Genomic DNA, 22,079 nt, shown 5'->3' on the forward strand with positions numbered 1-22,079 from the left:
TTGGTCATTAGCCAAAAAAATGACAAATGACTAATGACGAAGGACAAAGGACAAATGACTAAATAAATAGTTAGGAAATAAAATGAATACAGCAGAATTATTGGTGCAGTGCCTAGAAAATGAAGGAGTGCAATATATTTTTGGACTCCCTGGCGAAGAAAACCTGCACGTTTTGGAAGCACTAAAACATTCTTCGATTAAATTTATTACAACTCGTCATGAACAGGGTGCAGCATTTATGGCGGATGTCTACGGACGCCTGACAGGAAAAGCCGGAGTATGTCTTTCTACTCTTGGCCCTGGGGCAACCAACTTGATGACTGGGGTAGCAGATGCTAACCTCGATGGTGCGCCCTTAGTGGCGATTACCGGTCAAGTGGGAACAGATAGAATGCATATTGAATCCCATCAATATTTAGATTTGGTGGCAATGTTTGCACCTGTTACCAAGTGGAACAAGCAGATTGTACGACCGAGTATTACACCAGAAGTAGTCCGGAAAGCATTTAAGCGATCGCAATCTGAAAAACCTGGTGCAGTTCACATCGATTTACCAGAAAATATTGCTGCTATGCCCGTCGAAGGCAAACCTTTGCGTAAGGATAATAGCGAAAAAACTTATGCATCTTTTGCTAGCATTCGGGCCGCCGCCGCCGCAATTTGCCAAGCAGTAAACCCATTAATCTTAGTAGGAAATGGGGCAATTCGCGCTCAGGCAAGTGATGCTGTAACACAATTTGCCACATTGCTGAATATACCTGTTGCTAATACCTTCATGGGTAAAGGTGTGATTCCCTACACACATCAATTAGCTTTGTGGTCAGTGGGATTACAGCAAAGAGATTACATTACTTGTGGCTTTGATAACACAGATTTAGTAATTGCGATCGGCTATGATTTGATTGAGTTTTCCCCCAAAAAATGGAATCGTAATGGTGAAATTCCCATTGTGCATATTGGGGTAAGTCCGGCGGAAATTGATAGTAGTTATATTCCCAACGCCGAAGTTGTGGGAGATATTTCAGATTCCCTCTATGAAATCTTAAAATTAGCAGACAGACAAGGTAAACCCGATCCTTTTGCCATTAGCTTAAGATCAGAGATTCGGGCTGATTACGAACAGTACGCCCATGATGACGGATTTCCGATTAAGCCGCAAAAGTTAATTTATGACTTACGGCAAGTGATGGGCCCAGATGATATCGTCATCTCAGATGTTGGCGCACATAAGATGTGGATGGCCCGTCATTATCATTGCCATAGCCCTAATACTTGCATTATTTCTAACGGCTTTGCGGCTATGGGTATTGCCATTCCCGGCGCTTTAGCAGCAAAACTCGTTCATCCTAAGCGCAAAGTTGTTGCTGTAACAGGCGATGGCGGCTTTATGATGAATTCCCAAGAATTAGAAACAGCCTTGCGTGTCGGTACATCTTTTGTCACCATAATTTTCAATGATGGTGGCTATGGATTAATTGAGTGGAAGCAAGAAAATCAATTTGGCAAAGGAAACTCATCTTTTGTACATTTCAGTAATCCTGATTTTGTCAAATTAGCCGAAAGCATGGGTTTAAAAGGCTACCGAGTTGAATCGGCTTTAGATTTGATTCCGGTACTCAAAGAAGCCCTCGCTCAAGATGTGCCCGCCGTGATAGATTGTCCCGTAGATTATCGAGAGAATCACCGCTTCAGTCAAAAAGCCGGCGAGTTGAGTTGTGCGTTGTAAAAATTAGAGACGCGATTAATCGCGTCTGTACAAGAGTTAGGAGTTAGAAGTTATTTATTATTCCTAATTCCTTTAGTGTTTTGTTAGGGTGCGTTACGCTATAGGCTAACGCACCGCTTTACTTCACTTCATTTCATTTATAGAGATATTTCTTTTTCTTCTCCTTCTTCGTGTCCTTCTCTGACGAGACGCTGCGCGAATGCATCCTTAGTGGTTCGTTAAAAAACTACGAGTATCAAAGACTCATTCACGAGTATCAAAGACTCGTTCACGAGTATCAAAGGCTCGTTCACGAGTATCAAAGACTCGTAGGGGACTTCCAGAAAATAAATTATCCAATTTACTCAGATCATATTTTTCTTTCTCCCCCAGCAAGAACTGCTCCCTGCCCCCCTGCCTACACCACGATAGAATATTTTTTTAGTTGGAAGTCTCTAGAGCAAAATATATTATGCCCCTACAATGATTTTGAATCCTAGAAGTTAGTACAGTGGTGCGTTACGCCAAAGGCTAACGCACCCTACTAAAAATAGAAGTTAGAATATACGTACATCAGGCTTAGGTGGATCTTTACCGCTTGTGCTGGCGTAATTGCTCTACTATATAGTCTTCCAATTCTTGCCTTTCTCTCTTACTGGCATTTCGTTGATAAGTTCTTCCTGTTTCTTGCATAAACTTGCGTTTCTCGTTTAGAGAAGATTTGATACCTCCAGTGCCTTGCAGCTTTTGCTGTAATTCTTCCCAAGTCTTTTCACCTACACTTTCGCCTAGTTTTACTAGTACCTTTGGTAGTAATGTTTTTGCCTCTCTTTGAAAATCTTCTTCTGTCTCAAGGGAAGCTAAATCTATATTGCTGAAGTCGATATCGATTTGAAACTTACTCATAGAATTATCTTGTTCTTTTAACTATTATTACCACTATAGGGGGAAGATAGGTTTTACTTTACTGCCAATGCTAGTACAGTATGGCGTAAATCCAGATACCATCTAAATTAACAAGGACAAGCTGCTTTAAGCAAATTACCCTTGTCAATGATTGCAGGAAGGAACTCTGTTAAAGACCATCAACATACATTGGATAAAAATTCTGCTCTTGAGTGTGCTATTATCACCTTGCATCTTTGTTAAAAAATCATTTGTTTGGGATAAAACGCAAATTCTGACGATTAAATCTCACGTTTAATCAGTAAAATAAGTTTTTACAAGTGATTTCAGATTGCTAGATCATAAGGTTTTTAAATATAGTTAATACCTGCACAGCCAGGTTAGGAATATTAAAAATGCTATCTTAAAGGCAAAGGTCATTTGCTCAATTATTGAGGAAAAAACTATGACTACAGCGCTCATAGAGGCTAATTCTATCGAGTCATTGCTAGGTAAAGAGGCTGAAGACTTGCTTACCTACAAAGCAAAAGTTCCTACTGATTTACTACATTTGCCTGGGCCAGACTTTGTAGATCGCATCTGGCTCAACAGCGATCGCAACCCGCAAGTAATACGTAATCTTCAATTACTTTATTCTACTGGTCGTCTTGCATATACTGGGTATCTGTCTATTTTACCGGTAGACCAAGGGATTGAACACTCAGCAGGTGCGTCTTTTGCGCCCAATCCGATTTACTTTGACCCAGAAAATATTATCAGGCTAGCGATCGCCGCAGGTTGCAATGCGGTTGCTACCACTTTGGGGACATTAGGTATCGTTTCGCGCAAGTATGCCCACAAAATCCCCTTTATTGCCAAAATCAACCACAACGAATTGCTAACTTTCCCCAATCAATTTGACCAGGTATTGTTTGCTGATGTAGAACAAGCTTGGAATTTAGGAGCAGCTGCCGTTGGTGCAACAATTTACTTTGGTTCAGAGCATTCTACCAGACAAATTCAGGAAATCAGCAAAGCTTTTAAACGCGCCCATGAACTGGGGATGGTGACAATTCTCTGGTGCTATCTGCGGAACAATGCTTTTAAGCAAGATAAAGATTATCACCTTGCGGCTGACCTCACCGGACAGGCGAATCATTTGGGTGTGACGATTGAAGCCGACATTATCAAACAAAAGTTAGCTGAAAATAACAATGGTTACGGAGCAATTGCTAAAGCTACTGGCAAGAGTTACGGCAAAACCGATGAGCGGATTTACACAGAATTGACAACCGATCACCCAATTGATTTAGCTCGTTACCAGGTACTAAATTGCTACGCTGGGCGTGTAGGACTGATTAATTCTGGTGGCGCGACTGGTAAAAATGACTTCGCAGAAGCAGTTCGCACGGCTGTAATTAATAAACGCGCTGGTGGTTCAGGATTAATTTCTGGGCGAAAGACCTTCCAACGCCCCTTTGAAGAAGGTGTAAAACTGTTTCATGCCATTCAAGATGTTTATTTGTCGCCAGATGTGACGATAGCTTAGGGAGTGGGGAGTGGGAAAGAGGCAGAGGGGCAGGGTGCGGGGGGCAGAGGGGAAAATTCTTCTCCCCTGCTCCCTGCTCCCTTGCTTCTTCCCCTGCCTCCCCATTCTTATCTAACGTTTCTCAATAAGAAATCTGGCTGACCACAACTTTTTCGCGATCGCTTCAAAATCTCGGCGCTACAAATACTAGGTTCGCCGTTTTTGGAATAACAAAAGAAGACTTCTTGCAAAAATCTTCCTGAACCAGAACAAAAAGGTGCTATACCATCAGCAGTAATTTGATTATTCGCGCTCACAAATGAATTTTTAAAATTTGTAATTGTGGTACGCACGGGTTTATTAGGGCGATTGTAAGCTGCGGGAATAGCGATCGCATCTTTTAAATTTTTACTCAATGCCAAGTATTCCGCAGGAGTTTTCCCCGAACAAGTACCATGTTTTTCCCATTCATGATCGTAAAGTTTATTACTAGGATATAAATTGGGAAATTGCCGCCTTACTTCCGATGGTAATTTTTGTGTGGAACAATTAGCGGGATAACCAGTTTGATACTGTGGCCACAAACCATGTAGTACAAAACCAAGTTTCTTTCCAGAACCGCACTGCTGTTGGTCACGGCTACCATTTGCTGCACAATAATCCGGCGACCAAGAGAGTGTCAGTACATAAAAATCAAATTTGCCTGGAGTACCGCGATTTTGAGCAACAGCAGCATTAGGTATAAAAAGACTAGTAATTAACAGAGAAGATGTGACAAAAAGTTTCTTAATCTGCATATAAACAATTAATTTATTCTAAAAGTAAAGTTATACATAATACATGGTTAAGAGTCAAGAGATGAAACCACTTCGCGGAGTTATTAGTCATTAGTAACTCTCCCTTGCTCCCTTATCTCCCCACTCCCCAATTCCTAACGAATTCAGAAAAGCAAATCTTGGTAGGAATTCTGGGATATCCTTAGATTAGTGAAAGATTTGCCAAAAATAGTAAGAATGAAGCTGGCAGCAAGAGTAAGTCAGGTAACACCTTCATTAACCTTAGCGATCGCAGCCAAGGCTAAGGCACTGAAGGCGGAAGGAATAGATGTTTGTAGTTTTAGTGCTGGAGAACCAGATTTTGATACTCCAGCGCATATTAAAGCCGCAGCAGTCAAAGCTTTGGAAGAAGGCAAAACCAAGTATGGTGCAGCAGCCGGAGAACCAAAGTTAAGGGAAGCGATCGCCCATAAGCTTAAAATTGATAACGGTCTTGATTACAAGTCAGAGAATGTCATCGTCACCAATGGCGGTAAGCATTCTCTGTACAACTTAATCGTGGCATTGATCGATCCAGGCGATGAAGTCATCATCCCCGCACCTTACTGGCTAAGTTATCCAGAAATGGTGACATTAGTCGGCGGAGTTTCCAAAATTGTCCCTACAGATGCAAGTACGGGCTATAAAATTACTCCCGAACAACTCCGTAAAGCCATCACCCCCAAGACAAAGTTATTTATCCTCAACTCTCCATCTAATCCTACGGGGATGGTTTACACGCCAGATGAAATCAAAGCACTGGCGCAGGTAGTAGTTGATGCAGATATCTTTGTCGTCTCTGATGAGATTTACGAAAAGATTCTCTACGACGGTGCAGAACATATCAGCATCGGTTCTCTTGGGAAGGAAATTTTTGACCGCACTTTGATTAGTAATGGGTTTGCGAAAGCTTATTCTATGACTGGGTGGCGTCTCGGCTATTTAGCGGGGCCTGTGGAAATCATTAAAGCAGCGAGTTCCATCCAAGGACATAGTACATCTAACGTGTGTACCTTTGCCCAATATGGTGCGATCGCAGCCCTACAAAGTCCTCAAGATTGTGTCGAAGAAATGCGCCAAGCCTTCGCCAAACGCCGACAGGTAATGTTAGACAGACTCAACGCCATTCCCGGATTGAGTACTGCAAAACCAGATGGCGCTTTTTATCTGTTTCCTGATATCAGCAAAACCGGTCTAAAATCTTTAGAATTTTGTGACGCTTTGCTAGAAAAACATCAAGTTGCAGTTATTCCCGGAATTGCTTTTGGCGCTGATGACAACATTCGCCTTTCCTACGCCACAGATATGGCGACGATTGAAAAGGGAATGGATAGATTAGAGAAATTTGTCAAGTCGCGTATTTAGTTAGTTGTCATTTGTGAGGAGAATTTAGCAACTCTCCAATTTTTCACTCCACCTTTTCCGATTCAGAAGAAAGGGTGGAGTTCATTTTTAAACCCGAAGTTCCGAGTTCTGAAATTTAAATTAATTCCAGTACCATCAAGCTGAATTTTGCATCAAAGAGTATGGTTGAATCAAAATCTGTACCGGAATCCCCAATTGTTGATGCAAACCTCGAATCATCTCCAAGGTTAGCGCCTGCTTGCGATGCAAAATGTCGGCAATTTCTGCTTTACTGCCAATAACAGGCTCTAATTCATCTACAGACAACCCACGAGATTCGAGATAATATAAGATTGCTTCAATAGGATCTGGTGCTTCAATTGGGTAATGCCTTTGCTCGTATGCTTCCACCAGCGTAGTTAAAACTTCCAATCGGTCAGACTCTGGTGTATTTAGTTCTGCATCAAACAATTTTTCAATTTCATCAAGCGCAGCACGATAATCAGCTTCGGTGCGAATTGGACGAGTTTCAAGCATAGGTATTACTGTCTCAGAAACTTGTTGCATCTACGTTATCGTATTCTTTATGCGTTCCCAGAAAACGAATAAAAATAATTCCAATATCATAACGAATGTAAACAATTAAGCAGTAATCATTACCTTTGATATTAAAAACAACACGATTATTAGCAATAATACTGGCATTGCGATAAGTACTTTTGATATCTGCCGGACTATCCCATTCTGCACGAGCTGCTTCATCAAACCAAGCCTTTAATGACTGTTCGGCATCGGGATATGCTTCCCAAAATTTTCGTAACGTGCTGCGGGCAATGATTCGCATAATCAGGTAATTACAGCGTTACGATACATAAATATACTTAAAATCTTTACCAATGACAAATGACAACTGAACGTCACCGTCCCCCGATACTTAAACCAAATGAATTCTACACATTCCGCAGCTATTTCCAAATGAAATTCGCTCCTGCTGATATTTTGCGGGAATTAGGAGTAACTTTAACTAAATCTTCAATCAATTTACCTGTCGCTGCTTCAGAATTACTGACTCGACTACTAGATTTACACCAACGCCTAGAAGAAGCGATCGCTCGTGTTAGTCTAACTAGTGAAGCCGCTAGACGAGAGGTACTAATTGCACCCATTTTATTAGAAGTAGCGCACATCACAAAAGCAATAGTTAATATTGAGTACCCTATTGAAGTAAACCAGTATCTTAGAGGTGACTTAGACTACTATCTTCAGTCAAAACACAATATCTTAGTGGTAGAAGCAAAACAAGCAGACTTAACACGGGGATTTACCCAGTTAGCAACAGAGTTGATTGCTTTAGATACATGGGTAGAATCAGATGAGCCAATTTTGTATGGTGCTGTGACTACTGGGGATATTTGGCAGTTTGGTAGTTTTGATCGTCAAGAACGGAAAGTAACTCAAGATTTAATGTTGTATCGCGTGCCAACTGATTTAGAAATTTTGATGCAGATTTTAGTGGGAATTTTGATACAAAGCGAAACAGATGCGACGCCTCAAGCATCTACTTCTGAAGTTGGTTGATGATTTCCAGTGTTTTTTGGTGATCCTCTATTTTTCCTTGGTGTTTAAAAATATCTGCGGCTTGCTGGAAGTCAGTAATTGCCCCCTTTTTATCTCCCAATTCAGAGCGGGTAATACCCCGGTTGTAGTAGACTAGGGCATCATTAGGATTAATCCGCAAAGCTTGGTTGTAATCTTCCATTGCCCCCTTGTTATCTCCCAATTGTGCGCGGGCAAGACCCCGGTTGCTGTAAGCTTTGGCATAGTTGGGATTAATCCGCAAAGCTTGGTTGAAATCTTCCATTGCCCCCTTTTGATCTCCCAATTGGGCACGGACAACACTCAAGTTGGTGTAAGCTTCTGCATAGTTGGGATTAATTCGCAAAGCTTGGTTGTAATCTTCTATTGCCCCCTTGTTATCTCCCAAATCAGCGCGGACATTTCCCCGGTTATAGTAAGTTTCGGCATGGTTAGGATCAATCTGCAAAGCTTGGTTGTAATCTTCCATTGCCCCCTTTTTATCTCCCAAATCATCGCGGACAACACCCCGATTGTAGTAGGTTGAGGCATCATTGGGATTAATCCGCAAAGCTTGATTGTAATCTTCCATTGCCCCTTTTTCATCTCCCAATTTAGAGCGGGCAACACCTCGGTTGATGTAGGCTAGGGCATATTTAGGATTGAGGCGGATTGCTTCAGTATAAGCTGCGATCGCTCCTTGCAAATCTCCTTTCTTTATCTTATCCAAACCCTGATTAAAGAAGTCTTCAGCCGTGAGTATCGCAACTTTTAAAGCATCACTTAGACCAATTCCCAATAATTTTATGTCGATAGCATAACTGGGCTGATTAATAGTTACAGTAGTGGTAAATGTAGTCAAGGCTCCTATGGCAAAGGTTTTTGCAACCTCTATCGACAATTGAGGAAACAAGAATTCTCTTATAAATAACATAAAGAATAAATGTTATTGTTGAGTGATTATACAAAATAATACAGGTACTAAATAAGTTAACTCTCTATTCTTGGCGCTCTTGGCGTACTTGGTGAACCAGCGCTGTAGGCGGGTTTCCCACCGTAGGCGACTGGTGAACCCGAAGGGCGGTTCGTTTAATATTCTATGCATCTTCATATAGAATTGGTATAAGCATCACAATATGTAAAATAGTCCATTACGCTACTGAACATTTTTTAATTGCAAGTCTTTTAACCTGATGTTCAGTGTTCAGGGTTCTCAGCCTTATGTTTTGTGTTCCGATCTTGAAGTTCTGAATTGTAAGCTCGAAGTTTCGCGCATTCATACAAATAACCGCGCTACAGTGCAAACAAAATTCGGTAACAGAGGTGAAGATAAGTCATCTGTTGCGAATAATGTTGCCACTAATTTCAGAACTGCTTTTTCTCGGCGATACACTTCAACCTGTTGTAATTGCCAGTTCAAAATCCAATATTCTTGAACTCCTCTAGAAGCGTATAATTTTAGCTTAACTTCCCGGTCGCGTCGCTCGTTTTGTACTCCAGGAGAAAGTACTTCTACAACCAGTTCTGGCGCTCCTGTTAAATGTCCTTCATTATCAAGTAAAATGGCAAGGCGTTCTTTACTTACCCAAACCACATCGGGAATAACATTATCTGCATCAGTAAAAATAATTCCTGGTGTTGGCACAGTCTCACCAAGACCTGTTGAGAGTGACCAATCTCTTAATTCTCCACAAATATTTGCTGTGGCTTTCTGATGTCCCCAATGCGGTGCCCTAGTCACAAATAATTCTCCATCGATAATTTCATAGCGATTACCGTTATCTGGCAACAACTCTAAATCTGCACTTGTCCAACGTACCTGTTCATAAATACTTTGACTCATCCGAACCCCTTAAATATTGAGAATAATGTCATTTGTCATTTGCTAATGCCCCTTACCTTTACATTAACTCCATTTCCTGCAAACCTTGGCGCAGTCTCTTCGCCTCTTCGGGATTATATCTTTCGTGAAGGGCGATCGCTTTTCTAAAAGCTGTTAAACTATCTTGATGATTGCCAACTTTCAGCAACACTACTCCTAAATTTTGATAGGCTTCGGCATAGTTGGGATTTAAGGCGATCGCATTTTGATAATATGCGATCGCATCTGTAAATAAACCCAAGGCTTTAAATATCATCGCCAAATTATAATGTCCAAAAACAAAATTAGGGTCAATTTTCAAAGTTGTGGCGTAAGCAGTTTTCGCACCTTTTAAATCTCCTGCTGCTTTGAGTAAGTTACCCAAGTTAATGTATACTCCTAGTTTGAGCATGGGGTAAATTGGCAATTTGATCGCAGCTTGATAATGAGAAATAGCCTGTGGGAATTTTTGCAACCTACTGTAAGCAATGCCTAAATGATAGTGGAGTTCATATAAAATATCGTAGTTTTCTTCAGCAGTAGTAATTCCATGTCTGAGCAACTCCATACCTTGGGTAATTTTCCCAGTTTCCACATACAATGCCCCTAATTTACTGCAAACATAGGGATCATCAGGATGAGTAGCGAGAAACCCTTCCATTGCTGTAGCTGCTTTGGCATATTTGTTATTTTGAGCGATCGCACTTTTTTGATATCCTATGTGTAAAAGTGCCACTCCTGGTAAATAACCTACTTGCCAATGAGGTTCTTTGGCTATAATTGCTGATACGCTATCATCCACTAAGGCATGATAAGGACGGTCAAAGCGAATATCTGGATGATTGCGAAACAGCCTGGAAACCAGAGAATAGGGAGATTGTTCTGCACCAATTTCGTGGCGAACGAGGTTAATGAGCAGGTATTCGTCTCTTGCGATCGCTTCTCGCAACTGCGGTACAATTGTTGGTGCGAGAGTTTCATCAGCATCTAATACCAGAATCCAATCACCAGTAACATATTTTAGAGCTGCATTGCGAGCAGCACTGAAGTCATTACACCATTTAAAATGATAGACTTTCGCACCGAGTTGTTGAGCAATATTCGGAGTGCGATCAATAGAGCCTGTATCCAAGACTACCATTTCATCTACCACTTTTCGGACACTGCTCAGGCATTTAGGCAGTGTTGCTGCTTCATTTTTCACAATCATGCACAGACTGAGTTTCATATTGTCAATAGATTCTGGTTCAAATTTTTTGCTTGTAATGACCAACTTTTATTTTGTGCCGATATAGCATCAGACCATCATAAGGCGAGTTTTTGACAAAGGACAGTTATTTGTCAAGAGTTACTCTCCCACTCTTTCTATTCCATACTGTTTTATCCCAAAGACTTGCTCAGAGCATCGCAAGAGACGGAGTATGCACCAATGACTACTTAATCAAAAATCTTCAAGTTTTACAAATAAAGGCAGAGGGCAGATGGCAGATGGCAGAAGGGAAGAAAAAGATAAATAAAAACTTTAGTTCTGGGTTTAAAGCCCAGTTTAAACAAAGATGTTTTTCGAGGCGCGCAGCGCGAGGAAAAACAGCGTCCTTGCTTCAATCCCACTATGAGTAAGGGTGGGTTCCTTCTGCCCTCTGCCCTTGTACTTCTGCCTTCTGAATTGTTAGACAAGTTAACTGAAACTAACTCAAGATATATTTTAGTTTTTTGACAATATTTCTAAATAAGGCTAAAAAATCTTAACAGGCTAAGTCTCTACAAAGCTTGCTATATTAAGCTGTAAAGTGTAATTTTGTATTCATGTCACACTAGTCTTTACCGATAATGGCGATCCGAGTCGATTTAAAATTATAGAAAATCGCCCCTTCCATGTACCTAATCCTCTAAATACGTCTACACTCAAAATAATAAAGTTATCTAATATATTTATGGTTAATGATTAATAAGATTTTAAACTAGATGTTACCCTTTTTTAATGTTTATATAACTATTATACGCATTATATAGAGAATCATATATAATGAAAAACCCCTTCGGCAGAACAGCAAATTTATTTCGCCAAAATCTTAAAGATTATTTGCGATCGCTTAACGTTTGGTTTTTAGATACACCAGAAAGGGCACTCTTAGAAGCTCAACAAGCCGCTCAGAGAATTAAAAACATTGAAATAGAACATTTTGACGGCAAAAAAATATCTTCACAATCAGTAAATTATACTGAAAATGTGATGTCTTATTGGCAAGGATACCTCGATAAGAATTTAACTATTATCAAATTAAGACTTATAGAGTTTCGTCTTAGTCGCAAAATTTTAAATCTCTCCAATTCTGTATTGTTAGAAAATCTCAAAATTATTGATGAAGTTGTAGAGAGGTACGCTGTAAAAGATGAAATAATTAGCAACAATGCGTTAATCTCAATTTCTCAACCACTACAGGTTAACCAGAGCGAAGTCAACAAACAGTTATCATCTAATCTTAATCAGACCCAACCTCAACCTCCATATCAACAAGCTAGATTACTATCGAGGTCTATGGGTCAAAAACTGAATAGAATCAAAATAGATTTTGTACCGCAGACCGAAGAAGAGTTTATTAGAAATCACCGACTTTCTAAAAATAGAACAAAAATTTCTATTAGATTTATATTAACGTTAATTATTGTACCATTTTTAACCCAACAATTATCTAAAAACTTTTTAGTATATCCCATATTAGAAAAAAACAGAGAAATCAGTATAAATCAAGTTTTTCTAAATTCTGATATGGAAAAAGAAGCTCTCCATGAATTACATCATTATCAACAAATCTTAAAGTTTGAATATTTTCTAAATCAAGCACCACCAATTTCTTCAGAAGCAATAACAGAAAAGATAAAAGATAGAGCCATTGAGATAGCTGAGGAATTTCACATAAAACAGAATAGTGTTATTAGTAATGTATTCGCTGATTTAATATCACTAATTTCTTTTAGTATAATTATCATCATAAGCAAAAAAGAAATTGTGCTTGTAAAATCTTTTCTAGATAATATTGTTTATGGACTAAGTGATAGTGCTAAGGCTTTTTTAATCATTCTCTCTACAGATTTATTTGTAGGATTTCACTCACCAGAAGGGTGGGAGGTTATTCTTGAAGGATTAGCAGAACATTTAGGGCTACCGGGCAATAAAACCATAGTATTTTTCTTTATTGCTACATTTCCGGTAATTTTAAACACTATCTTTAAATACTGGATATTTAGTTATCTGAGTCGCTTATCTCCGTCGGCATTAGCTACATTAAAAGAGATGGACGAGGGTAATTGATAATTGCTAATTCGTAATTCGTAATTATTTTGGCGTATTTGTCTCTTGATTCGCTAGGCTATGTATATCCTGGTTCTTCTAAAGTGTACTATGGATTTTGAAAGCAAAGCTAATGCCCCAACTCCTACAGACAACATAGATTTTGCTCAACCAACTACTAGCCGTAAGCCGTTAGAATTGCTGCGAGATACTGAGGCTTTGCTACGCCGCCCAACCGTAGCAACACTGTCGCTGATTTTGCCACCAAAACTGAGCAATAAATTCCATGCGGCGTCATCTTTGGCAGACGATTCTTTTAAGGAATTGGCAGAAATTGACCTAGACAATATTAGTGATTTTGAACTGCGACATGCACGAATTGGTATTGGCTTAAGCTTTGTTGGTTTTGGGGCGCTAATGATATTAGTACTGCTGCTGTACTTAAACACGTTGCGTCCAGAACTCAGGGCGGGTGAGCAAATTCGGCAGTACTGGTATCAATATGTTTGGTTTGTCAGTTTGGGTGTTGCAGGGATGTTTATGTTGGGACGTGAAGCGATGCGTCCTATGCCAAGGCGACGGAAATCAAAATAGCAAGTGCTGAGTAAAAGTAATTCGTAACAGCCTACGGGTTCGCGTAGCGTGTTACAGACTGACACTGCACCTATTTTGCTTGAGAATAGGGGTACGCCTATGTCATTAAGTTTTATAACAGGAATTTAGAAAGAATCACAAAGCTTGCCGATGATTGAAGAGGGACTTAAACTCTCAGAATTGGTTAAAACTTATGAATCACGATGCTTTCATTGTTCCACCAGGTTCAAAGATTTCTCTGAAAAAAAACTATGATCCAGCCTATAAGACTGAGTTTCATGAAAAAGCTGATGCTGCAACTAAATTACAGGCAGATATTGAACGATTAGCAAATTACCAAAATATTCTCTACGCTCAAAATACATATTCCTTGTTGATTATTTTTCAGGCAATGGATGCTGCTGGTAAAGATAGCACAATTAAACATGTGACCTCTGGTGTAAATCCGCAAGGATTTCAGGTGTTTAGTTTCAAGGGGCCCAGTGCGGAAGAATTAGACCATGACTATCTGTGGCGAACAACTAAGGCTTTACCAGAAAGAGGTCGAATTGGAATATTCAACCGTTCATACTATGAAGAAGTGCTAGTAGTTCGCGTCCATCCAGAAATGCTGAAAAAACAACAACTTCCCCACTTACCTGAAGGGAATAAAATATGGAAGCAGCGTTTTAAAGAAATTAATAACTTTGAAAAATATTTGGTAAATAATGGTATTATTGTCCTGAAGTTTTTTCTCAATGTTTCAAAAGCAGAGCAGAAGAAACGCTTCTTACAACGGATTGATTTTCCTGAAAAAAATTGGAAGTTTTCAGATAGCGATGCCCGAGAACGAGCTTTTTGGGATGATTATATGAATGCTTATGAAGAAGTTTTTAATAATACTAGTACTAAATGGGCCCCGTGGTATATTATTCCAGCCGATCGCAAATGGTTTACACGACTGACTGTTGCCAATATCATCTGCACAAAATTAGAAGAACTAAATCTGCAATACCCAACAGTTAGTGAGGAACATAAACAGCAACTTTTACAGGCAAAACGCATTTTAGAACAGGAGGATTGAGTTATCTATTTAATAAAAAAAAGGTAAAAGTAACATAAATATACTGTGTAATGGATTTAAATTTAAAATTTATCTTTAAATTTATTAATAATTTTTGTAATCAAAGAAATTTGTCTGAATAGTGACAGCCAAAAAATCATGACTCAGATGGCAGAAAATGCCAAAAATCATCTACCTCACTTTCATAATGCTGCCTTTGATATTGTGGCGATCGCAGCCTCCGCAGGAGGTTTAACTGCTTTAATTAAAGTGTTATCGACTCTACCTCCAGAATTTACAGCCGCGATCGCTATTGTGCAACACCTCGCACCCGAACATCCGTCGTTCATGGCAGAAATTCTCAGTCGGCGCACGGCTATTAAAGTCAAACAGGCACAAGAGGGAGATTGCCTTACCCCAGGAACGGCTTACATTGCTCCACCTAATCATCACTTGTTGGTTAACGGTGATGGCACTCTTTCCTTATCACAGTCGGAATCAGTACATTTTTTACGTCCCTCGGCTGACCTATTATTTAAATCGGTTGCAGCCACTTATAAAAATAGAGCCATCGGTGTTGTGCTAACTGGAACGGGTAGTGACGGCGCGATGGGAGTAGAAGCGATTAAGAAAATGGGCGGTATCATCATTGTTCAAGACACAAAAACCGCCGAATTTTCTGGGATGCCTTCCGCCGCAATTCAAACTGGCAACGTAGATTTTATTCTCCCCCTCGATGAAATTTCCAGCACCCTAGTAACTTTAGTCATGGGAGAATTTTACTAAGCTGAGGGGCTGAAGAATATATTTTAAAATGCAACTTGGTGTCAACATAGTTTAAGTTATATCTTGCACCTGCCACTTTCCCACTAGGAATAAATTCTCTGGCTAGTAGCGTAAGTTTACTAGGCGTGGACTCCAATCCTTCCTTATTCAGTCTTCTTTGGAAGACTTTAGCCATAAGCCTCAGAACTAATTCTGAGGCAGTTGTTGGGACTGGTGCAAGTTTTAAATTAACGTCATTAATGAGGCTTAGAACTCCTTTAATGAGCCTTTGATACTCATTAATGAGCCTTTAATACTCATTAATGAGGCTTAGAACTTCTTTAATGAGTCTTTGATACTCGCAGACGCAGTTCATAACTCCACTCATTTGCCCCCAGCCCACTGCCCCTACCCTATGACTTCCCCAGAAAAAGACCCCGAATTTGAAAATTTACTAGTTTATCTCAGACAAAGCCGGGGATTCGATTTTACAGGCTATAAGCGCTCAACTTTGATGCGTCGCGTATGCAGGCGAATGCAGTCATTGAGCGTAGAGAACTTTGGAGATTATCTAGACTACTTAGAAGTTGATCCAGAAGAATTCAATTATCTTTTCAACACTATCCTAATTAACGTCACCGCTTTTTTTCGAGATTCCTCAGCTTGGCAATATCTAGCAGAGCAAGTGTTGCCTAATCTGATTAAAAATAAAAAAAGTTCTGACCAAATCCGCATCTGGAGCGCTGGTTGTGCTTCTGGGGAAGAAGCTTATACCCTGGCAATGTTGATGGCTGAAATATTGGGAGCAGAGGAATTTCGCCAACGAGTGAAAATCTATGCCACAGATGTAGATGAAGAGGCTCTCAATCAGGCACGTCTTGCTACGTATTCAGCAAAAGAAATTCAGGCTGTGCCAGATCAACTGCGACAGAAATACTTTGAGGTTGTTGGGAACCGCTATGTCTTCCGCCAAGACTTGCGCCGCTCAGTAATTTTTGGTCGCCACGATCTGCTTCAAGATGCACCCATTTCGCGCTTAGATTTGCTGGTTAGCCGCAATACCATGATGTATTTTAATTCTGAGACTCAAGGACGAATTCTCGCCCGGTTTCATTTTGCACTAACTGATGCAGGCTATCTGTTTTTGGGAAAAGCGGAGATGCTATTAATGCATTCGAGTCTGTTTACGCCACTAGACTTAAAAAACCGGATATTTACTAAGGTATCGTCGGTTAATATCCGCAATCGTCTCTTAATTATGACAAATTCAGTAGATGACGAATCTAGTAGCCGTTTGTCTCGACATCTCCGGTTGCGAGATATGGGTTTTGACACAGCCCCAATCGCCCAAGTAGTCATTGATCACAATGGAACTTTGGTGCTGGTGAATGAGCAAGCGCGGAATTTATTTGCCCTTTCTCTCAGAGATTTAGCTCGTCCCTTCCAAGATTTGGAACTTTCCTATCGGCCAATTGAGTTACGATCGCTAATTGAACGGGCTTATAATGAACGCCGCCCCATCACCCTGACAAATGTAGAGCGTTATTTATCCAATACAGAAACCCAATATCTGGATGTGCGGATTACGCCTTTGCAAGACACCGACACCAATTTTTTAGGTGTAAGCATCGCTTTTCATGATGTCACCCGTTACATTAAACTCCAAGAGGCGCTGCAACGCTCCCGACAGGAATTAGAAACTACTAACGAAGAACTGCAATCCACCAACGAAGAATTAGAAACTACCAACGAAGAACTCCAATCTACTAACGAAGAATTAGAAACTACCAACGAAGAACTCCAATCTACTAACGAAGAATTGGAGACGATGAATGAAGAATTACAATCTACCAATGAAGAATTACAGACAATTAATAACGAGTTGAGCGAGCGCACCACAGAACTGAATCGTACTAATGTTTTCCTGATCTCTATTCTCAAAAGTCTCCAAACTGGAATAGTAGTAATTGATGGCAGCTTTAATATATCAATTTGGAATTACATGGTAGAAGATTTATGGGGCTTGCGAACTGATGAAGTTTTAGGACAGTCTATCTTCAGCCTAGACATTGGGCTACCCGTCGAGCAGTTGCGATCGCCCATTCGCGACTCCCTATCTGGGAAAAAACAGTTTCAAGAAATGATCCTCGATGCTACCAATCGTCGGGGTAGGCAAATAAAATGTTACCTGGCGATTACTCCATTGCTTGGCATCGAAATGCAGGGAGCAGTTTTGATGATGGCAGATGTGGAAAGCGTCAGCAGTATAATTTCTATTCAAGGAGTGGAAGAACGAAGGCAGCAGGATTAAAAAAGGCAGGGGGAAAAAGGGTTTTAACCTTGTTTATTTCTCTTGACATAAGTTTGCTTTTATTGTGCCGACTTACTACTAGACTGTGGCGAGATTTGCCTACTTTTAACAATGGGATTTTGTCTCTTGTTTGCTTGTATAGTTAATTTCGCCGATTAATTGCACACTGATTTTTATTAGTTAATTGCAAAATTGGGCTTGATATAAGTACAGTAACAGTTCGATTTGCTGTATGAGAATCTAGACCAGACTTTAAAAGTTGATTTATCAATATCCTTCTATTTTGGATTACATAGGTTTTACTTTGAACTGCAAGATATTTGGAAACAAGTTGTGCTACTTCTATACCTACATATCCACAATACCGTGACAAATTGGGAAGCTTCATAAATCCAATCAACATCAAACTTTTTCCAAAGCTAAAGAAAGTTTTTTATAGGCATCGAAAATAAGTCCTGGTATTCAAATCCAAGACCTCAATTGAAGTTACTACACACTAAAATGAACAAACTCGATCATCCCAATTGGCTGAAGTAAATCACCCAAAGAATTCCAATTACCTCAATAACGATTAAGAGGTTAGTGAAAAACCAGCCCTTTGTCATCTTGACCGACAGTGAAAAACAATAACCACGCTTGATTTACATTAATGATTTTAAAGTTTTTGAAATCAGGTCTAGAAACGAGTGAGCCAATTAAATATTTTCTAGGATAATTAAAATCAGTTTTTATAAGTTTGACTCTAAATTGTTTTATTTGTCAACTGAAGAAAATTTGTAAATCTAAAGTGTTTCTCTATAGGCTCAAACCCTGTCTGTGGAGTTTCATCAACAGAAATTTTGTATCATTTTTTTATTGTTTGTAAATTAATATAGATTATTGCAAATATGTTTTTGCAAATAATTGACATAAAAGAAAAGTAGTGAAAGCCGTACTAAGCAAGTAGGGTATTTTGGATTTGTGCAAGAAGTAGGCAATGTTTACAAAGGCCTATAACGCTCGAACGCGAACAGGGGCGATCGCACAAGAAGACTCGGTTTAGTTTCTTTAAAAGATGCGATCGCTTCAGTTAAAGATTATCTATCAAAATTTGATGCGTGTAGAGCCGTGTAATGTCTACGACAGGCTATTTGGCGTCGCTGTTGGAAGTTAATACGCACAAAGCCACCAATTATGCATAACCTGTTTTAAGTAAAACTTATGTTTTTTATAAACAGAAATTATAGATTAATAACTGAGAAAGTATTGCTTATTTGTAACGAAATTGTTATGTTTCTTTACATAAAGATACAAAAGCACCTAAATGCGTTAAACCACTGTTGATCAAGGTTTTGTAGATAACTATGCAGTTAAGCCTGCAATGTGCTTTGCCGAGTATCCATCAACGGCAAGAAAATCGCTATGCCTTTGCTAAAGCGATGTCTACGCCAATACTGCTAAGTACCTTTGTTAACAGCTAGACGCATTTACCTTCCGTCTTTACACATTTGATTTTCACATTCGATACAACTGTAATTTTCTTTTGGGAACATCTGCTATGTCTTTTACCATCCAGTCGGCTCAAAGTATTTTTCCCGGCACCCTAGTTGCTGACATTGTTCCAACTGTTGTTGAATCATTCTCTCAGCTCAATGCTGAAGATCAACTAGCATTACTCTGGTTTGCCTATACCGAGATGGGTAGAAGTATTACGGTTGCCGCTCCAGGAGCAGCTAACATGATCCTTGCACAAGGCTTACTCGAACAAATTAAACAGATGCCTTTTGAGGCTCAAACGCAAGTCATGTACGATTTGGCTAACCGTGCTGATACTCCCCTGTGCCGTTCCTATGCATCCTTCACCGTGAACATCAAGTTGGGCTTCTGGTATCAGTTAGGAGAATGGATGGCTCAGGGAATCGTTGCTCCTATCCCAGAAGGCTACAAGCTTTCTCTTAAAGCTGCTGATGTGTTGCAAGCAATCCGCAATGCTGATTCAGGTCAACAAATCACCATTCTACGAAATACTGTAATTAACATGGGATTCGACCCGAATGCTCCTGGTAGTTACAAAAAAGTATCAGAACCTGTGGCTCCACCCACAGCACCAGCATTTCGGACTAAAGTCACTATTGAAGGTATCAACGACGCTACAGTGTTGGGCTATATCAATAACATGAATGCCAATGACTTTGATGCTGCGGTTGCTCTGTTTCGCTCAGAAGGTGCTTTGCAACCTCCCTTTGAAAGACCGATTGTTGGTCAAGATGCAATCCGCGCTTATATGCGTGAAGAATGCCAAGGATTAAAGATGATCCCAGAGCGTGGTATATCTGAGCCAGTGGAAGATGGCTATACACAAGTTAAAGTCACAGGCAAAGTGCAAACCCCTTGGTTCGGCGCCAGTGTTGGGATGAATATTGCATGGCGGTTTTTGATAGATCCCCAAGGCAAAATCTTTTTTGTAGCGATTGACTTACTTGCTTCTCCGAAAGAACTGCTCAACCTAGTACGTAAATAAACCACTCTTTTAGAGGCACGGCAGTGCCGTGCCTCTATGAAAAACTTGAAGGAGCAACACCGCTAGCGTTCGCGTAGCGTCTCGTAGAGAAGCGGTAGCGACTCATCGAGCGTCATACTCAATATGCTTAAACAAAAAAGGGCTTATTTGGTATTTTCGTTGTGCGATCGCTCTTGAAAGCAACCGATACCATCGGCAATATTGTAAAAGATTGTTAAACAGTTTTAAGGTTAGTGCGGAGTTATTAAAAATCTCCGAATGAGAGCTATTTTCAGCAATTATCGATTAGATACTGTAATTTTCAGGTGAGAAATGGAGAGTTGGAAGGCAGGGTGTATGGATGCTGATGAACTTCTCAAACGCTATTGTGCAGGAGAGAGAAATTTCCCTGAAGTAAGCCTGCACTTAGTTAACCTCAGCGAGGTGTGTTTAGCTGGAATCAATTTGAATCGAGCTAACTTGACTAATGCGGCTTTATCACAGTCCAACCTGCGCCAAGCAAACCTGATCGAAGCCAATTTGACTGCGGCGGTTCTCTGGCGAACCGACTTCAGTGGAGCAAATATGATTTTGGCAAACCTCAAGGCTGCTAATCTGATACGGGCAACTCTTAGAAAAGTGGACTTGCACAAGGCATCTTTAACGAAAGCAGATTTGCGTTTAGCAGACTTGCGCTATGCCAACCTTAGTAATGCAAACTTGGCTGGGGCAGACTTGCGTTATGCCAACTTTACTGGTGCAAACTTGTCTGGGACAAATCTTAGTAGTGCAAACCTGACTGGGGCAAACTTGAGCAATACATATCTAAGTCATACCAATCTTGCCAAAGCTATTTTGTACAAAACTGATCTAAGTTATGTTGATTTCACGGAAGTAGACTTGACCGGGGTGGATCTGCGCTACTGCTTATTGAACGGAGTCATCTTAACTGAACGAAGCTTAATCGAAGCGGGTTAACTATCGCTGCTGTCTCATTAAAAATCCAAAATTTAAAAATCAGTCTTTTTTCAAGGCAATTTTAAATCTACTTTTTTTACTTGTTAATATTTAAATAACAATACCTCTTTGGATAGAGTAACAGCTTCTTCCATCTACCGATAGTAATAGATTATCAATGAGTTTTTTCAATTTATCTGAGCCGCTCCTCCGTGAAAAACAGCAAGAGCTAGATTTTCAAGATATTCAAGGTCTACTGTGTCTAAACTACCAAATTGGAAATTTCATCCTCTTCTCAAAGTTTTATACTCGCGTTGATCAAGCATTTATTCTCTGGGGACTCATTTCATCCGGGATTTTTGTAACCGCCCAGTTTCTACCCATTAGCTGGAGTAGTCAGGCGATTTTGTGGTCAGTGCTTACCTTATTCGGTGCGATCGGCATGGTAAGTTTAACTTGGTTTTGGGCAACTGTAGAACAGCTACGCTGGGTTGTTTATAGCTGGGGGATCTTAATCCTAGCGGGTTTAATCCTGACTGATCTAAGCATTTTTTTGGGATGGGGAGAGGTCTTGATCCGTCTGTGTCCACTATGGTTAGGATTAAGCGCTATCGGATACTTTTGCACCGGCGTAGGAATGCGTTCACGCACATTTCTTCTGATGGGGTTTATTCATTTACTGGGAATCATAGTTTTACCCTACTGCGGTGTCATGCAGTTTCTCTCAACGGGGCTAATTATGACCGTTAGTTTACTGTTACTAGCGGAATTACAGTGGGATATGCAATCTTCAAGTGATTACAAGCAATTAACACCACAACAAAAGCAGTTTAACCAAGAACAGTCCCAACGACGTCAAATGAGCAGCTAAAGTTATACAGAATTAAAACATTACTTTAGATAAGCTTGAACAATATAGCTCTCTC

General features: G+C 40.1%; 19 protein-coding genes. 12 read left to right on the forward strand and 7 right to left on the reverse strand.

The window, feature by feature from the left end; all coding sequences use genetic code 11:
* The first annotated feature begins 82 nt into the window (after nt 1-82).
* On the forward strand, nt 83-1,726 hold the full coding sequence (locus RMY00_RS24150; RefSeq protein ID WP_322649971.1) for an acetolactate synthase large subunit: 1,644 nt from the start codon (nt 83-85) through the stop codon (nt 1,724-1,726).
* 570 nt (nt 1,727-2,296) lie between these two features.
* On the opposite strand, the gene RMY00_RS24155 is transcribed toward RMY00_RS24150, so the two are convergent.
* Nucleotides 2,297-2,611, reverse strand: coding sequence for a hypothetical protein (locus RMY00_RS24155; RefSeq protein ID WP_322649972.1), 315 nt, complete (start codon nt 2,609-2,611; stop codon nt 2,297-2,299).
* 445 nt (nt 2,612-3,056) lie between these two features.
* On the opposite strand from RMY00_RS24155, the gene RMY00_RS24160 reads away from it, so the two are divergent.
* Complete coding sequence (locus tag RMY00_RS24160; protein WP_322649973.1) at nt 3,057-4,139, forward strand: class I fructose-bisphosphate aldolase; 1,083 nt, start codon at nt 3,057-3,059, stop codon at nt 4,137-4,139.
* Between the two features lie 107 nt (nt 4,140-4,246).
* Here the strand turns inward: RMY00_RS24160 and RMY00_RS24165 are convergent, their stop codons facing one another.
* A complete protein-coding gene (locus RMY00_RS24165) occupies nt 4,247-4,915 on the reverse strand; it encodes a ribonuclease T2 family protein (RefSeq protein WP_322649974.1) in 669 nt (222 codons plus the stop codon).
* A gap of 216 nt (nt 4,916-5,131) precedes the next feature.
* Between RMY00_RS24165 and RMY00_RS24170 the strand changes: the two genes are divergently transcribed.
* Nucleotides 5,132-6,298 (forward strand): pyridoxal phosphate-dependent aminotransferase, encoded by a 1,167-nt coding sequence (locus RMY00_RS24170; RefSeq protein WP_322649975.1) that lies wholly within the window; start codon nt 5,132-5,134, stop codon nt 6,296-6,298.
* A 135-nt stretch (nt 6,299-6,433) separates the two neighbouring features.
* Here RMY00_RS24170 and RMY00_RS24175 read toward each other — a convergent pair whose 3' ends face one another.
* On the reverse strand, nt 6,434-6,814 hold the full coding sequence (locus RMY00_RS24175) for a transcriptional regulator (protein ID WP_322650076.1): 381 nt from the start codon (nt 6,812-6,814) through the stop codon (nt 6,434-6,436).
* A gap of 13 nt (nt 6,815-6,827) precedes the next feature.
* Nucleotides 6,828-7,121: a type II toxin-antitoxin system HigB family toxin gene (locus tag RMY00_RS24180; protein WP_322649976.1), complete on the reverse strand. Its 294-nt coding sequence runs from the start codon at nt 7,119-7,121 to the stop codon at nt 6,828-6,830.
* Nucleotides 7,122-7,180: 59 nt separating this feature from the next.
* On the opposite strand from RMY00_RS24180, the gene RMY00_RS24185 reads away from it, so the two are divergent.
* A complete protein-coding gene (locus RMY00_RS24185; RefSeq protein ID WP_322649977.1) occupies nt 7,181-7,855 on the forward strand; it encodes a hypothetical protein in 675 nt (224 codons plus the stop codon).
* Here RMY00_RS24185 and RMY00_RS24190 read toward each other — a convergent pair.
* From RMY00_RS24190 to RMY00_RS24200, 3 genes are all read right to left on the reverse strand, one after another.
* Nucleotides 7,836-8,786, reverse strand: a complete 951-nt coding sequence (locus RMY00_RS24190; RefSeq protein WP_322649978.1) for a tetratricopeptide repeat protein — start codon at nt 8,784-8,786, stop codon at nt 7,836-7,838. The genes RMY00_RS24185 and RMY00_RS24190 overlap by 20 nt on opposite strands.
* Before the next feature lie 342 nt (nt 8,787-9,128).
* Nucleotides 9,129-9,695, reverse strand: coding sequence for a Uma2 family endonuclease (locus RMY00_RS24195; protein ID WP_322649979.1), 567 nt, complete (start codon nt 9,693-9,695; stop codon nt 9,129-9,131).
* Between the two features lie 58 nt (nt 9,696-9,753).
* On the reverse strand, nt 9,754-10,941 hold the full coding sequence (locus RMY00_RS24200) for a glycosyltransferase (RefSeq protein ID WP_322649980.1): 1,188 nt from the start codon (nt 10,939-10,941) through the stop codon (nt 9,754-9,756).
* Between the two features lie 798 nt (nt 10,942-11,739).
* On the opposite strand from RMY00_RS24200, the gene RMY00_RS24205 reads away from it, so the two are divergent.
* The 8 genes from RMY00_RS24205 to RMY00_RS24245 all read left to right on the forward strand — a co-directional run bounded on the left by RMY00_RS24205 (nt 11,740) and on the right by RMY00_RS24245 (nt 22,024).
* Entirely contained in the window at nt 11,740-13,026 is a 1,287-nt protein-coding gene (locus tag RMY00_RS24205; RefSeq protein WP_322649981.1) for a proton extrusion protein PcxA, read from the forward strand.
* Nucleotides 13,027-13,116: 90 nt separating this feature from the next.
* Nucleotides 13,117-13,599 (forward strand): hypothetical protein, encoded by a 483-nt coding sequence (locus tag RMY00_RS24210; RefSeq protein WP_322649982.1) that lies wholly within the window; start codon nt 13,117-13,119, stop codon nt 13,597-13,599.
* Nucleotides 13,600-13,792: 193 nt separating this feature from the next.
* On the forward strand, nt 13,793-14,662 hold the full coding sequence (locus RMY00_RS24215) for a polyphosphate kinase 2 family protein (RefSeq protein ID WP_322649983.1): 870 nt from the start codon (nt 13,793-13,795) through the stop codon (nt 14,660-14,662).
* 138 nt (nt 14,663-14,800) lie between these two features.
* On the forward strand, nt 14,801-15,427 hold the full coding sequence (locus RMY00_RS24220) for a chemotaxis protein CheB (RefSeq protein WP_322649984.1): 627 nt from the start codon (nt 14,801-14,803) through the stop codon (nt 15,425-15,427).
* A 394-nt stretch (nt 15,428-15,821) separates the two neighbouring features.
* Nucleotides 15,822-17,717: a CheR family methyltransferase gene (locus RMY00_RS24225; protein ID WP_322649985.1), complete on the forward strand. Its 1,896-nt coding sequence runs from the start codon at nt 15,822-15,824 to the stop codon at nt 17,715-17,717.
* Between the two features lie 1,537 nt (nt 17,718-19,254).
* Nucleotides 19,255-20,217, forward strand: a complete 963-nt coding sequence (locus RMY00_RS24235) for an orange carotenoid protein N-terminal domain-containing protein (RefSeq protein WP_322649986.1) — start codon at nt 19,255-19,257, stop codon at nt 20,215-20,217.
* Between the two features lie 312 nt (nt 20,218-20,529).
* A complete protein-coding gene (locus RMY00_RS24240) occupies nt 20,530-21,174 on the forward strand; it encodes a pentapeptide repeat-containing protein (RefSeq protein ID WP_322649987.1) in 645 nt (214 codons plus the stop codon).
* Between the two features lie 157 nt (nt 21,175-21,331).
* Nucleotides 21,332-22,024, forward strand: a complete 693-nt coding sequence (locus RMY00_RS24245) for a hypothetical protein (RefSeq protein ID WP_322649988.1) — start codon at nt 21,332-21,334, stop codon at nt 22,022-22,024.
* Nucleotides 22,025-22,079 lie beyond the last annotated feature (55 nt).

Source organism: Nostoc sp. ChiVER01, assembly GCF_034531155.1.
In the GTDB taxonomy this organism is placed as follows: domain Bacteria; phylum Cyanobacteriota; class Cyanobacteriia; order Cyanobacteriales; family Nostocaceae; genus Nostoc.